Here is a 14,837-nt window from a genome sequence, read left to right as displayed (position 1 = left end):
ATCTGGCTTCCCGGTCGACAGAATTGGAGACCAGAAAGGCGGATCCCCGGTTCACAAGAAAAGACTTGTCGGATGGCCTGCCTCTCATGTATAATAGACTTTCGGTAAAAGCAGGACAGATGATCGCTGCCGCCTTCGGGCGGGAGAGGAAAGTCCGGGCTTCACAGGGCAAGGATGGCGGATAACGTCCGCCGGAGGCGACTCCCGAGACAGTGCAACAGAGATATACCGCCGGCTTTGGCCGGTAAGGGTGAAAAGGCGGTGTAAGAGACCACCGATTTCCTGGTAACAGGGAATGCCATGTAAACCTCATCCGAAGCAAGTCCAAGACGGAACGTACGCGGCCCGCCAGTTCCAGGTTGGACGCTTGAGGCGTCTGGCAACAGGCGTCCTAGATAGATGATCATCCAATGACATAACCCGGCTTACCGTTCTGCTTTTACTTTGAATTTTAGATCCAGGCTCTCTTTACCAGCGTAAAGAGGGCCTTTTTTGTGGATGATGGACCATGGAAGGATTCGTTTTGTGAACGCTTTCTGACCGGATTCTAAAATGTTTCTTAAATAAAGCCGGCTTCCATTGACAGAACCGGTCTGTCCTTTACAATAAATGCAGTAGCTGGCAAAAAATCGCCATTTGGAATAAGATAGATAGCGGATTGGAATGAAATACTCTCTGTGAAGATCGTGAAAGGAGAGATCAATATGGATTTTAGATTTCAAAGATGGCTTTCGGGAAGGAACGGATTGGACGCACTGGCTAAGACCAGCCTTGTTTCCAGCCTGGTTCTCTTTTTTATCACAGCGATCACCAGAAGTCAGATCCTTTACTTCGTGACGCTTCTGCTTCTTTTTTATTCCTGCTTTCGGACCTTCTCAAGGAATTTGTCCAAGCGGTATTATGAAAACCAGAAATTTTTACAGATGACTTCTCACATTCGTGACTTCTTTTTGAATTTCAAGGACATTGGCTGGAAAACACGGGCTTTTTTTACCGAGTTAGGTAGAAGGATCCGTTTTGGAAGCAATTCAAGTCAGGAAAGAGCAGAGAAGAGGAGACAGAACAGGGCATTTCGGATCTACGCCTGTCCGACCTGCGGTCAGAAGGTTCGCGTCCCAAGAGGCAAGGGAAAAATTGAGATCCGTTGTCCCAAGTGCCAGACCACTTTTGTCAAGAGAAGCTGATGAGATCAGACCGAGAAGACCGGCCGTGAAAGAAAGCAAAGAAAGCAATGATCGATCAGCAGAGTAAGCTCTGCCTGCTGCCAGGCAGATTCGAGGGTCCTGATTCTTGAATTCGAGGATCCTTATTTTTGAAATAGAAAGCGAAATGAATGTTTGGCTATGTGAATGCGAATAAGAAGTCTCTGGCGGAAAAAGACCAGAAGACCTATCAGAGTTACTACTGCGGGCTCTGTCAGAAATTAAAGGAAATTGCGGGAAGCAAAGGCCAGGTCCTTTTGAATTATGATCTGACCTTTCTGGCCCTTCTTCTGTCCGGTCTCTATGAACCCCGGGAGGAAAGCAGACTCTTTACCTGCGCTCTCCATCCTAAGCAGAAAAAACTTGTGGTCTCCAGTGAGATCATGGACTATTGCGCCTATATGGATATCGTCCTGAGTTATTATAATCTTCTGGATGATTACGCGGATGACGGCCGGAGGGCCAAGAAAAAGCTGGCAGATTCCCTTCGCCCGGTGGTAGAGATCGCAAAAGAGAAATATGCCAGGCAGACAGAAGCAATTGAGAAATATATAGCGGAGCAGAATCAGGCAGAATTGGCCAGGGAGAGTAACCTGTCGAAGGTCACATCCCTGACCGGCGAAATGCTGGGTTGTCTTTGTCAGATGAAGGAGGACGATCCCTTCGCGGATGACCTCTATACGCTTGGATTTTATCTGGGACGTTTTATTTATGTATTGGATGCTTATGAAGATCTGAGCGAAGATGTGAAGAAAAAGCACTATAATCCTCTGATCCTCCGTCGGGATGAATGTCCGGAGTGTTTTGAGACATTTATTCGGCAATATCTGACCACGCAGATGGAAGAGTGTGCCAGAGCCTTCGAACATATGCCAATCTTAAAGAATGCGGAAATCATCCGGAATATTCTCTATTCCGGTGTCTGGACCAAATATGACTATCATCGACTGAAAGAAGAACGTAGAAAGACGAGCTGATGGATCCTTATCGTGTATTAGGCGTCTCGGTGGATGCAACCGATGACGAGATCAAAAAAGCATATCGAACCTTGAGCCGGAAATACCATCCGGATGCCAATGTCAATAATCCCAATAAGGCAGCTGCAGAGGAACGCTTTAAGGAAGTTCAGCAGGCTTATGATATCATTATGAAGGACCGGCAGAACGGCTATCGAAACCGGGGCTATTCTTATACCAATCGAAGCGGTCCGACTTCCGGCGGAAGCGAGGGAAGTGCGGCCATGCAGGGGGCGGCAAACTTTATTCGAATGAGTCGCTTCCAGGAAGCCATGACGGCTCTGTCCGGAATTCCGGATGCTGAGCGAAACGGCAGCTGGTTTTATCTGGCTGCAATGGCAAGCATGGGCCTTGGACAGATGGGAGATGCCAATCGTTACATCGACCGTGCGGTTTCCATGGAACCGTCTAATTTCCAGTTCCGCCAGCTGCAGAACCAGATCCGGTCCGGAGCCGGCGGTTTCGGTGGGTCTGGCTTTGGCAATTGGTATGAGACCAGAAGCAGTCGCTATGGCAGGCCTTATGATGAAATGCAGAACAGCTGGTGCCTGGATCTGGCCATGATTCCGATCTGCTGTTTCTGCTGTTAAAGATGGCTTGGAAAAGGAAGGATAAGAAATTGAAAGCATATAAGACGATCGTTTTCGATGTTGGTGATGTTTTGATGCAGTACCGCTGGAAGGACATGCTGATGGATTACGGCCTGTCGGAAGCGGAGGCCTTACGGATCGGACAGGAGATGTTCGACGATCCGAGACAGCTCTGGCATCAATTGGATCTGGGTGAGAAAACGGACGATGCGATCATTTCGGAGTATGAAGAACAGTTTCCTGACGACATTGAAGTGATCCGCTGGTTTATCCATCATGGAGAATATATGAATGTGGCAAGGCCCAGGACTTGGAAACGGGTCCATGAGCTGAAGGAAAAAGGCTACCGGATCTATCTCCTTTCCAACTATTCTTATCGCCTTTTTAAACGTCATACCCGTTATGCGGATTTTATGGCGGATATTGACGGCATGATGGTTTCTTATATGATCCACAAGGCAAAGCCGCAGGCGGACATCTATCAGGCATTGTTTTCTGTCTATGATCTGGATCCCAAGGACTGCATTTTCTTCGATGATCGGGCAGAAAATGTAGAAGCATCGATTGCCCAGGGCATGGATGCTGTGCAGATCTTCTCGGAAGAGGACCTCTTGGAAAAGTTGAGAGATCTATGACAGCAGGTCGAAAAGATTAGTGTATTTGTCCTGTGATCCTCGAGACCCTGCTACTATCATACTGCACAAAAAAGATTCCTAAAATTCATATAAAATCCTGGATTGAAACTGTGTATTAAGTCGCGTACAATATTTTAACATAATGAGTCGAAAGATAACCCGATCTTTCGACTGGGGAGTTTATTAACAAGTGGAGTTATGAGGAGGTAGTACTGTGAGTAAGTACACAAAAACCAGGGTCAAAGTCTATTCTGCTACCATGGCGGCTGCTATGGTAGTAAGCATGCTGCAGGGATTTTCACCTCTTGTACATGCAGAAGATCTGAAAGCAAATCCAAATCTGAATCTGAATCAAATCACTGTTCAAACCACATCAGATGCCAAGGAAAAGACGCCGGCTTCGACAGAACCGGACTGGGACAAGGTTCCGGTGGACAGCAATGCAGATTTCAATGTTCTTTCGACCGTCACTCTTTCCGACGGGAAGAATTCCTATACCATGAAACAGTATCAGAAGGGATGCTATGAGACCAAGCTCTCTTTGAAGAAGGGGTCTTATAGTTTCCAGGTTCTGATCGACGGCCAATCGAAGGAAACCAAGGATCAATTCCAGGTGGACAGCGATGATACAGCGGTTTACCTCCGTTATCAGGACGGAAAACTCTATGATTCGATTCAACATTCTGGAAAGAATGGAGTCTTCCACAGCGAGACATGGGTTGGATCTCTTGAAACATTGAATCTTAAAACAGATGGGAATAGCTCTCATCCCGGGAATTGGGCTCCGGCAGATTCAAAGCTCCATCTGGATTATCTGGGCGGAGGGATCTATCAAAAGACCTTTACTTTCGATCCTTTGGCGGAAGAAACGCACTACGAATACAAGGTTGCGGAGGATGATGCCTGGGATACCAGCTATGGAAGTAATGGGAATAATATTTCCCTGACTCTTCCCAAGGACACAAGCTCTCTTACGATCCTGGTCAATACCAATGACGGTAAGGTTTATGATTCCATAAATCAGCCGGAGGCCTTTGACAAGAAGGTGCAGATCATCGGGGATGCCCGGAATAGTGATAATACGGATACCTGGTTACAGGAAGCTTCCGGTTATGAATTCACCCAGCTCTCCGATGATGTCTATGTCTATTCAGATGTCTATCAAAAGAGCAAAGTGGAATACAAGCTGCTCTTGAATGGCCAGTGGTTTGGCCCGGCTGTCGGGAACTATTCCTTTTCCCTTCCTGCAGGTGCCGAGCAGAATGTGACTTTTGTCTATAATGATGCCACAGGACTTGTCTATGATTCCATCAATAATCCGACCGCCGTTGCTTATTATCTTGGTGCAAGTGTTAAAAATGTCACTTCTCAGGTCGTAGAAAACAGCAATCATACCTATCAATTCATCCGGCCGGCAGAGGACAATCAGAAGGTGACCCTTCACTATGCTTTGCAAGAGGATCTGAAAAAATCCGGCGACAAGGCTTTTCAAACGATCGATTTAAAGTCTGCGGGCAAGGGCAAATATGATGTCAACGGTCTGTATTTCGGAGACCGGGCCGGGACAGTCCTCTATTATTACGAGATTAATGGGAAACGTGTTCAGCCGGATACGAATACGATCACGGTGGGGAAGGAGAAGTATAATTCTCTGACCCTTCATAAATATGAGGGCCGGACTGTTACGGTACCCGGAACTTTCCCCGGAGAAAGCTGGAATCCGGCTTCGAATCAGATGAAGTATCTCGGCAATCAGCGCTATCAGCTTGTCTTCAAAAATGTTCCGGCAGGGAATTATGAATATAAGATCGCTATTGACAAAAGCTGGTCGGAGAACTATGGAGCCGATGGTGCGGCGAATGGTGGAAATGTGAAGGTCGCTGTGCCGGAAACAAAGGATGTAACAGTTCTTTATAATGATATGTCGCACCGTATGGTTACCAGTGTCGAGTATACAGAGGCGGATATTCGCTTGAATGGAAGCAGCATTTCGGAACAGAAGTTCAGTGATGACAATTTGTCCGGTATCTATTCGGCTGCAGTCGAGCTTCAGCCCGGGGAATACAATGATATCAAGGCGGTATACGATGGAAAGACCTATATTTATCCTGCCTTTACATTAACAGAAGCAAAAACAGTCCACTTTTACTTCGATCCGACCTCTCTGGTTTTTTATGATGACGCATCTTCTGTCAAGGTGGAGACAGAAAATATTTCTTATGATACCGAAAAGACAGAAGACAAGAGCATCTGGGGTGCCGTTCCGACCGATACCGATGTGACCTTCCATCTGACTACGGGCACGGATGTAAGCCAGGTTCGGATGGTTGTGAAGGGGAAGCCGAAAGATCAGAAGAATCTGGAACTGAAGAAGGACGAAGAGGCCAAGGATGGCAAACAGAGCTGGACGGTTACGACCCGTTTCTCAGATATCGGGGAACTGACCTATTACTTTGTTATTTCCAATGGCAGTGATGTCATTACTTATGGGGATGACGACGGCTACTACGGAAGCGGCAAGACCGGCAGTTTAAAGGATGTAAAGCCCTATGATCTCGTGATCTATCAAAAGGGTTACAAGACGCCGGATTGGATGAAGAATGCTGTGATTTATCAGATCTTCCCGGATCGTTTTTCGAACGGGGATCCGACAAATGATTTCGCTTCTGCAGTCAAGAGCGACTATACTTCCCGCGGAACGACCAATTATGAACTGATGGACAACTGGTATGCTCTGCCGGAAAATCCTGAGCAGGAGGCAAAGCTTTCGAAGGAAGACTATGAGAAGACCGGCGCCTATTATGGAGACCAGATCTGGAACAATGAGATCTATGGCGGCGATATCAAGGGTATCACTGAGCACATCTCCTATCTCAAGGCTCTCGGCGTCAATGTGATCTATCTGAATCCGAGCTTTGCTTCGATCTCCAGTCACCGTTATGACACCAGCGACTACGGTAAGATCGATCCGATCCTGGGAACAGAGGGCGATTTCAATGAGCTTGTAAAGGCTGCCAGGGCGAATCATATGCACATCATCCTGGATGGAGTCTTCAACCATGTTTCCGACGATTCGATTTACTTTGACCGCTATTATAAGTATCTGGAGGGTGGCACTTCCGTAAATCACGGTAAGATCGGCGCTTATCCTTACTGGGCTTATGTCTATGACGAGATGAATGAGAAAAAGGTAGACCAGGCGCAGGCGGAGAAGGATGCCAGAGACTACTTCAGCAGTCAGTATGGAATCACGGATTTCTCCTATACCAAGTGGTTTGACATTGAAAATAAAACCTTGAAGGAGCAGGATGGTACAGATGCCAAGCCGGATGAGATCGGCCTTCGGAAGGGCAAGAATGTCTATAGCTATTCCGGCTGGTGGAGTTATTCCAACATGCCGGTCATCAAGGCGACCAATGGATCCGAGTATCAGACCGGAAGCTGGGCCAAAGAGATCATAGGAGATGAGAAAAAGGATAATGGCTCCATTACCCAATACTGGATGGAAAAGGGCACAAGCGGCTGGCGTCTGGATGTGGCCAATGAAGTCTCGGATGAAACCTGGCAGCATTTCCGAAAGTCCGTCAAGGCCTTGAATGATGGAACGAATGATGGTGTGATCGTCGGTGAGATCTGGACGGATGCGACCAAATACCTCCTGGGAGATATGTATGATTCTGTCATGAATTATATGTTCCGCGGCTTCGCTACGAATTTTGCAATGAGTGGCTCCGATGAAAAGGGAAAGTCTTCTGATGATATCATGAAAGAGATGCGAAAGCTTCGCGAGCGTTATCCCAAGGAAGCTTTCTATGCCATGATGAATCTGGTGGATTCCCATGATACCACAAGGATCCTGTCCTATCTGGATGGTATTTCTGATGACAGAGCAGATAAGAGTCTGGCATCGGCCTTCCCGACCTATGATTCGACTTCGGAAAAGGCTAAGAAGGAACAATATCTGGTTTCTCTCATGCAGTTTACCTATGCCGGTGCTCCGACGATCTACTACGGAGATGAGCTTGGTATGGTAGGCGCGGACGATCCGGATGACAGAAGAGCCATGACCTGGGGAAAAGGCAATCGAAATCTGACACTTTGGTATGCATGGCTGGGCTATCTCAGGAATCATAATTCTGCCCTCCGTACCGGTACCGTTGAGGAATTCTCAACCGGGAATAAAAATGTCCTAGGCTATATCCGCCGGGATCAGAAGACCGGTCAGGCATTGACGGTTCTTCTCAATAATTCCGACAAGGATCAGGAAGTGACGCTGGATCTTAAGACCTTACAGCTTTTGGGTACAGATGGAAGTGAAACATCTTATCAGGATCTTCTGGATGGAAGTAAATTCGAAAGCAAAGATGGTAAACTGATCGTATCTGTTCCGGCTTACAATGGCCGGATCATGGATGCTTCCACGAAGGATCAGACGACACTTTCAGATTCTATGAGAGTAAGTCCGATGCTTGCAAAAGCAAGCGGGAAGGCGCTCCTTCCGGTAAGCCTTTTGAAAGCAGATGCGTCTGCTCCTTCTATGATCAATACAGACTGGATCGAGTCCAAGCTTTCGACAGACAGTCTGCATGCACTGGAACAGGCCTGGGATCCGAAATATAAGGTTGCAAACGTGGACCACGAAAAGCTGAAGAAAGAAATCGAGGAAGCTTCGAAACCGTCCGATCCTTCCAAAACAGATGATGACAAAAAGAATCCGGATCAGGGGCAGACGGATAGTGGTAAGGCCGAGACGGATCATGGACAGGCCGAGACAGATACAGATAAGGCCCAGACGGATCATGGAAAGGCCGGGACGGAGACGGATCAGGTCAAGGCAGACTCCGGCAAAGCCGTTTCCGATACAAAGCTTGCAGAGAATCTGGAGCAGAAGATCGAAGGCTCGGGAAAAACAGGCGCACCTTCCGATCAGAAGGCGAAAGCTTCTGCCAAGAAGACCGGCGTAAGCCCGAAGACAATGGATGCCAGTCAGACCCCTCTTCTTCCGATCACCCTCCTTATGGTTTGCGGAGGAGCCCTTGTGGCATACGAGGAGAAAAAGAGAAGGAAGGCCGGAAGGAAAGGTGAAATGGATGGAAGAAAGTAAATTACACCTGTAAAACTGTTTCATAAGAATGGAAAAGGCTGTGAGAACGAAAAGAGTTCTCGCAGCTTTTTTTCGCAGGACAATTTTTCTCTGCTATCTATCATTTTGTGTAATCTGATGATTATACTGTCATTTGACACTCATATCATCAGATCACTGTTCGCAGGATCGATGTCCCATTGAGTTATCGTGAATTTGATGTCGTGTTTCTGTTCTATATGAACTATAATCATTCCAGATGGAGAGGAGAAATTGGATGAAGATCATTCAAAATGTCAGAGTTATGGATCCGGCCACAGAAAGAGATGAAGTGACAGATATCATACTGGAAGAGGATCACATCAAAGCAATCCGTAGAGCCACCCCGGAAGAAATAAAGGCGGCAGAAGAAGAGAATAGCCTGTTGCCGGGGCATGGCCTGGTGGCAGCGCCTGGACTTGTCGATGTCCATGTTCATTTCCGGGATCCGGGACTGACTTACAAGGAGGATATCTATACCGGATCCTCTGCTGCGGCGGCAGGCGGGGTCACTTCCCTTGTCTGTATGGCCAATACCAAGCCGGCGGTGGATTCTGTTGAGACTCTGGAGGATCTCCTTAGGAGAGAAGAAAGGCTCCCTGTCCATGTCTATCAGACAGCAACGGTCACCAAAGGTTTGAAGGGGCAAGAACTAACCGATATGAAGGCTTTGGCTTCTTCCGGGGCCATCGGATTTACTGATGACGGGATCCCGATCAAGGATGAAAAGCTCTTGCTGGAGGTTTATAAGGAGGCAGCTGCTCTGGATCTTCCGATCAGTCTTCATGAAGAAGATCCGGATCTGATCGGATCGGCCGGCGTCAATCAAGGCAAGGTCTCTGAACAACTGGGCGTTCCGGGAGCATCGGCCCTGGCGGAAGAAACATTGACAGCCAGGGATTGTCTTTTGGCCAGGGAGTCCGGTGTCCGACTGGATATTCAGCATGTTTCTTCCGGAATTACGGTCGATATTCTCCGCTTTATGAAGCAGGAAGGAGTCCGTGTCTGTGCAGAAGTCACGCCGACACATTTTTCCTTTACAGAAGATCTGCTGTTAGAAAAAGGAACGCTTGCCAAGGTCAATCCGCCTCTTCGAACAGAGTGGGATCGTCAAAAACTTATCGAGGGCCTTCAGGACGGAACCCTGGATATGATCGTTACCGACCATGCGCCACACACTTTGGAAGAAAAAGCCAAGGGCTTTGATCCTAAAAACCCGGCTCCATCCGGTCTCATCGGTCTTGAGACTTCTCTGGCTCTTGGCATCACCCATCTGGTTGAGACAAAGGATCTGTCTCTTATGGATCTCCTTCGAAAGATGACCTGTAATCCTGCAGACTTCTATCAGCTGCCCGGCGGCAGACTTTATGAGGGTGGCCCGGCGGATCTGGTCCTTTTTGATCCGAAAGAGAAATGGGTCCTGAAGAAAGAGGATTTGCATTCCAAATCGAAGAATTCGCCTTTTATCGGTATGGAATTGACTGGAAGGGTACATATGACGATTTGCCGGGGACAGGTGGTGTATCAGTTGTGAGAAGGGAGTATGGAAAGGGGACGATTGACAGCATAAGGGGAGTGAATCAATATAAGCCATGTGGGCGAGAAAACCCAGGTTTTTAGCCGTGAGGATGATTAAGAGTATTGTGGGACAGAATGAAGAAAGGGAAAAATGATGAAAGAATTTTATATTCCTTGTGACTGTATGCAAGTGCATGCAAAACTGGATCTTCCGGCAGGAAAGACCGAAGGCGAGAAAATGCCGCTTCTGGTCGTCTTTCACGGATTTACAGGACACATGGAAGAAAGGCACATTATTGCAGTGGCAGAGGCTGCCAGAGAGGAAGGCTTTGCAACGCTCCGCGTGGAGCTCTACGGTCATGGGAAAAGTGATGGAGATTTTTCGGATCATACCATATTGCATTGGATGACACAGGGAATGCGGGTGATCGATTATGCAGCCGGCCTGGATTGGGTCAGCTCGATTTATCTCACCGGGCATTCGCAGGGAGGACTGAATGCCGTTCTTGTGGCCGGAATCATGCAGGATAAGATTCGCGGACTGATCCCCATGTCACCTGCGATGGTGATAAGAGATGGGGCAAGAGAGGGAGAGCTGCTTGGGTTTACATTTGATCCGGAAAATCCTCCGGAAAGCATTACCAATGATTCCGGAGTCACATTGAAGGGAAACTATGCCCGGGTGGCGAGGATTCTGCCTGTGGAGGAGTGCATCGCGACTTATCATGGTCCGGTCTGCGTCATTCACGGAACGAAGGACCTAACGGTGCCCTATCAATACGGTGTGGATCTGGCTGAACAGTACCAGGCCCAGGGGAATGACGCGGAGCTTGTGACGATCGAAGGCGCGGACCACTGTTACGACCGGGATGAGGAACTGTCGCAGGTATGCGATGCTGTGAGGAAGTTTCTTCGACGCGAGGAAGTATCTTAATAACGATGCGGGGCTAATCCAAAAGATTGCTGGAAGTTTCTTCGACACGAGTTTTATTACGATGCGGAGCTAATCTAAAAGATTGCTGAAAGTTTCAGCAACGCGAGGAAGTATCTTTATAGCGGATCTCAATTATCATATGATAAGCTGATTTTTAAAATCACGATAGTCTAGGGCATAGAATAAGCCGATTTTGACCTCATTTATCGTAATACAGTTTAAGTTTAAAAAATCCGATAGTGAATTCAAGGATTCACTATCGGAATTTCTATATTGAGTCAGTATTACGATAATCAGCCCCGATTCAGGTGCTGAGACTATCGGAATATTTATATTTGGTCAGTATTACGATATCTGGCCCTGAAGCGGGGATCCGGTTCATACTAGCATGATTGCAAATGAATTTTCTTATTCATTTCCGCTCGTACTTCTCTTCGCAATACTTGCAGCGGTAGACTTCATGCTCGGGGTCGGTCAAAATGAAGACCTGTTCGAGTTCCTGCTCAATGGTCGAGATGCAGCGCGGATTCTTGCAGCGGATGACATTGTGTACTTCTTTCGGAAGTTCCAATTTCAGCTTGTCTGCAATGAATCCGTTTTTTACGATATTGACTGTAATATTATGATCGATGAAACCGAGAACATCAAGATCGATGGATCCGATGGGACATTCGATTTTCAGGATATCCTTTTTTCCCATTTTATTGGATTTCACATTCATGATAATGGCAACGGTATAGTCGTGCTGCTCGAGCCCCAGGTCATGGTAAACCTTCAGGGCTGTTCCCGCCTTGATATGATCGAGGACATATCCTTCATTGACACCACTGATGTTCAGCATCTTTTCTTCCTTTCCTTTATTGAAATATAGACCGAATTGAAAAAATGAAACATTGCCTATCTGTATACATCGTAAGCTTCAGACCTTCAGATCTTGTTTACGTCCTATCCTGAAATATAGACCGACTTGAAAAAATGAAGCATTGCCTATCTGTATACATCGTAAGTTTCAGACCTTCAGATCTCATTTGCTTCATATGAAAGTTTATTTTTGAAAGTTTATTCTCCAACGTGAATTTCAAGAAGAGTCAATATCAGAGCCATCCGCATGTAGACGGCATTCTGGGCCTGTTCGAAGTATTTGGCGCGGGGATCATCATCGACATCGACGGAGATCTCATTGACCCTGGGAAGGGGATGAAGGACATAGGTGTCCTCTCTGGCCAGCTTCATCTTCTCTTCATTCAGGATATAGAAGCCCTTCATACGGAGATATTCCTCTTCATTAAAGAAACGCTCCTTCTGGATTCGGGTCATATAGAGGATATCGAGATCCGGCAGGGCATCTTCCATACGCTCGACCTCAGTATAGGGAATCTGATTTTTGTCGAGGACGTCCTTCCGGATGTACTCGGGAACCCGGAGTTCCTTCGGGGAGATCAGGATGAAGCGGATGCCCTCGTAGCGGGACAGGGCTTCAATCAGAGAATGAACCGTCCGGCCGAATTTCAGGTCGCCGCAGAGACCGATGGTCAAGTGATCCAGGCGGCCGTGCAGTTTTCGGATGGTATAGAGGTCTGCCAGGGTCTGGGTCGGATGCTGATGCCCGCCGTCGCCTGCATTGATGACCGGGATCCGGGAATGCAGAGCTGCAACCAAGGGTGCGCCCTCCTTGGGATGACGCATGGCAACGATATCAGCGTAGCAGGAGATGACGCGAATGGTATCTGCGACGGATTCGCCCTTACTTGCAGAGGAAGAAGATGCCTCAGAGAAACCCAGGACGCTGCCTCCCAGATTCAGCATGGCTGCCTCGAAGGAGAGCCGGGTTCGGGTACTGGGTTCATAGAAAAGAGTTGCCAGCTTCTTTCGGTCACAGGCATGGGCATATTTATCAGGATTGGCCTCGATGTCCATCGCCAGATTCATCAGCTGATTCAGCTCATCCGTTGAGAAGTCGAGCGGATTCATTAAATGACGCATTTTTTCACACTTTCTGCAAGACAGGTCTGACTGATTCCGAATAGAGAGAATTGCAAGAGTTACCGGTAAAACTCCCCTCTTCTGCACAATCATAGCATGATGTTTATGGAAATCATACTTGCTTTCTTGTGCTTTTTCCAGTCCTTTTCCTTGCCTTTAGATTGCGGTATAATGATTCTGATTTTTTCTGCACAGAATAGAGACACGAACATTCAAATTAGAAAAGATCATTAAAAAAGAGAAAAGAACATTAAAAAAAGAGACAAGAACATTAAAGGAGACCTCTCATATGAAGAAAATAAAAGACTTACTTTCCAACTTAAAAGGAAAGATGATCCAGGGCAGTGATGACGGAGAAATTACGGAACTTGTTTATGATTCCAGGAATATCGTTCCCGGCTGTGCCTTCGTATGCCTCAAGGGCGCGTCTTTTGACGGTCATGATTATGCAGAGCAGGCTGCTGTCGAGGGTGCAGCACTTCTGATTACGGAAAAGCCTGTAGATCTGGGTGACAGCGGCCCGGATATCGCTGTATTCCAGGTAGAGGATACCCGACTTGCCCTGGCAGAACTCTCAGCTGCCTACTTCGATTATCCGGCCAAGAAATTGAAAGTGGTCGGTGTTACCGGAACCAAGGGAAAGACGACAACAACTTTTATGATCAAGTCCATCCTCGAAGATGCCGGTCATGACGTCGGATTGATCGGAACCATCGGAACCATGATTCACGGCCATATGACGCCAGGCAGCAATACCACACCGGAGTCCTTTGTGATTCAGAAAGCCTTCCGGGAAATGGTGGACAGTGGCTGTGATTCCTGCGTCATGGAAGTCTCCTCTCAGGGACTGAAGATGCATCGCGTCGCTGCCATCCCTTTTGAGATCGGCGTTTTCACCAATTTGTCTCCGGATCATATCGGCCCCAACGAGCATGCTTCGTTTGAAGAATATCTGGAATGCAAGGCTATGCTCTTCAAAATGTGTAAGATCGGAATCTTCAATGGGGACGATCCGCATTTCAAAGAAATTTCCAAAGGTGCGACCAGTACGGTTGAGACCTTCGGGATGAAAGAAGGGGATGACCTTAGGGCGAGTAACCTGTCTTTGATTCATAAGCCGGGTTATCTGGGCATCGAGTTTGACTTGTCCGGCCTCATCAATGCGCATGTGGATGTTGACCAGCCGGGCAAGTTCTCGGTTTACAACGCCCTGGCGGCAGCTGCCGTTGCCCGTCACTTCGATGTCTCCCTTCAGGACATCAAGAAGGCCCTCCACACTATCAAGGTCAAAGGCCGGATCGAGATCGTGCCGGTTTCCGACCATTTTTCTCTGATGATCGACTATGCCCACAATGCAGTTGCTCTGGAGAGTTTGCTTCTGACCTTGAAAGAATATAAACCGAAGCGCCTGGTTACGGTCTTCGGCTGCGGCGGCAACCGGTCGAAGCTTCGTCGCTATGAAATGGGCGAAGTCTCCGGAAAACTATCGGACTTTACCATTATTACATCGGATAACCCCCGTTTCGAAGAGCCTTTGGCTATCATGCAGGATATCGAGACCGGCATGAAGAAGACAAGCGGCAAGTATATCATGATCGAGGATCGAAAGGAAGCCATCCGCTATGCCATTGAAAACGGCCGGGAGGGCGATGTCATTATCCTTGCCGGCAAGGGGCATGAAGACTATCAGGAGATCCGCGGTGTCAAGCATCCTATGGATGAGAGAGATCTGATCCGGGATATCCTGGAAGAGTTGAAACTGGAAGGGAAAACCGTCTGATTGGAAGGGAAAACCGTCTGATCCAAAAGAAGATCGGTAATGGGACAGGGGTTTGAG

Annotated in this window: 10 protein-coding genes and 1 other RNA gene; 9 read left to right on the top strand and 2 right to left on the bottom strand. The window is 47.6% G+C overall.

Annotated elements, in window-relative coordinates; all coding sequences use genetic code 11:
- Positions 1-107 precede the first annotated feature (107 nt).
- The 8 genes from rnpB to ACKX2L_RS08085 all read left to right on the top strand — a co-directional run bounded on the left by rnpB (position 108) and on the right by ACKX2L_RS08085 (position 11,017).
- Positions 108-444: RNase P RNA component class A (rnpB, locus tag ACKX2L_RS08120), an RNA gene on the top strand.
- A 260-nt stretch (positions 445-704) separates the two neighbouring features.
- A complete protein-coding gene (locus ACKX2L_RS08115; protein ID WP_497553040.1) occupies positions 705-1,184 on the top strand; it encodes a zinc ribbon domain-containing protein in 480 nt (159 codons plus the stop codon).
- A 149-nt stretch (positions 1,185-1,333) separates the two neighbouring features.
- Positions 1,334-2,179, top strand: coding sequence for a DUF5685 family protein (locus ACKX2L_RS08110; RefSeq protein ID WP_497553039.1), 846 nt, complete (start codon positions 1,334-1,336; stop codon positions 2,177-2,179).
- Positions 2,179-2,808, top strand: a complete 630-nt coding sequence (locus ACKX2L_RS08105; RefSeq protein ID WP_497550154.1) for a DnaJ domain-containing protein — start codon at positions 2,179-2,181, stop codon at positions 2,806-2,808. Before ACKX2L_RS08110 ends, ACKX2L_RS08105 begins: the two co-directional genes overlap by 1 nt.
- A gap of 29 nt (positions 2,809-2,837) precedes the next feature.
- Entirely contained in the window at positions 2,838-3,443 is a 606-nt protein-coding gene (locus tag ACKX2L_RS08100; RefSeq protein WP_497553038.1) for an HAD family hydrolase, read from the top strand.
- Between the two features lie 214 nt (positions 3,444-3,657).
- The gene (locus tag ACKX2L_RS08095) at positions 3,658-8,547 is read left to right on the top strand and encodes an alpha-amylase family glycosyl hydrolase (protein WP_497553037.1); all 4,890 of its coding nucleotides are present in this window, start codon (positions 3,658-3,660) and stop codon (positions 8,545-8,547) included.
- Positions 8,548-8,803: 256 nt separating this feature from the next.
- On the top strand, positions 8,804-10,099 hold the full coding sequence (locus tag ACKX2L_RS08090) for a dihydroorotase (RefSeq protein ID WP_497553036.1): 1,296 nt from the start codon (positions 8,804-8,806) through the stop codon (positions 10,097-10,099).
- A gap of 135 nt (positions 10,100-10,234) precedes the next feature.
- Positions 10,235-11,017: an alpha/beta hydrolase family protein gene (locus ACKX2L_RS08085; RefSeq protein ID WP_497553035.1), complete on the top strand. Its 783-nt coding sequence runs from the start codon at positions 10,235-10,237 to the stop codon at positions 11,015-11,017.
- Positions 11,018-11,429: 412 nt separating this feature from the next.
- On the opposite strand, the gene ACKX2L_RS08080 is transcribed toward ACKX2L_RS08085, so the two are convergent.
- Together ACKX2L_RS08080 and pyrB are read right to left on the bottom strand one after the other, a co-directional pair.
- Positions 11,430-11,858 carry an aspartate carbamoyltransferase regulatory subunit gene (locus ACKX2L_RS08080; protein WP_497550149.1) on the bottom strand — a complete coding sequence of 143 codons (429 nt, stop codon included), beginning with the start codon at positions 11,856-11,858 and terminating at the stop codon, positions 11,430-11,432.
- A 218-nt stretch (positions 11,859-12,076) separates the two neighbouring features.
- A complete protein-coding gene (gene pyrB, locus ACKX2L_RS08075; RefSeq protein WP_497553034.1) occupies positions 12,077-13,000 on the bottom strand; it encodes an aspartate carbamoyltransferase in 924 nt (307 codons plus the stop codon).
- A gap of 289 nt (positions 13,001-13,289) precedes the next feature.
- Here pyrB and ACKX2L_RS08070 point away from each other — a divergent pair, with 289 nt between their 5' ends.
- On the top strand, positions 13,290-14,780 hold the full coding sequence (locus ACKX2L_RS08070) for a UDP-N-acetylmuramoyl-L-alanyl-D-glutamate--2,6-diaminopimelate ligase (RefSeq protein ID WP_497553033.1): 1,491 nt from the start codon (positions 13,290-13,292) through the stop codon (positions 14,778-14,780).
- Positions 14,781-14,837 lie beyond the last annotated feature (57 nt).

It is taken from the genome of Porcibacter vitabionis, assembly GCF_046263795.1.
Classification (GTDB): Bacteria; Bacillota; Clostridia; order Lachnospirales; family Lachnospiraceae; genus Lachnocurva.
Note: the sequence above shows the minus strand (reverse complement) of the source record. Positions and strands in the feature narration are given on the sequence as shown.

Coding starts and splice junctions, on each gene's coding strand:
- ACKX2L_RS08115 (WP_497553040.1), top strand. CDS start 705: ATGGATTTTAGATTTCAAAGATGGCTTTCGGGAAGGAACGGATTGGAC.
- ACKX2L_RS08110 (WP_497553039.1), top strand. CDS start 1,334: ATGTTTGGCTATGTGAATGCGAATAAGAAGTCTCTGGCGGAAAAAGAC.
- ACKX2L_RS08105 (WP_497550154.1), top strand. CDS start 2,179: ATGGATCCTTATCGTGTATTAGGCGTCTCGGTGGATGCAACCGATGAC.
- ACKX2L_RS08090 (WP_497553036.1), top strand. CDS start 8,804: ATGAAGATCATTCAAAATGTCAGAGTTATGGATCCGGCCACAGAAAGA.
- ACKX2L_RS08085 (WP_497553035.1), top strand. CDS start 10,235: ATGATGAAAGAATTTTATATTCCTTGTGACTGTATGCAAGTGCATGCA.
- ACKX2L_RS08080 (WP_497550149.1), bottom strand. CDS start 11,858: ATGCTGAACATCAGTGGTGTCAATGAAGGATATGTCCTCGATCATATC.
- pyrB (WP_497553034.1), bottom strand. CDS start 13,000: ATGCGTCATTTAATGAATCCGCTCGACTTCTCAACGGATGAGCTGAAT.
- ACKX2L_RS08070 (WP_497553033.1), top strand. CDS start 13,290: ATGAAGAAAATAAAAGACTTACTTTCCAACTTAAAAGGAAAGATGATC.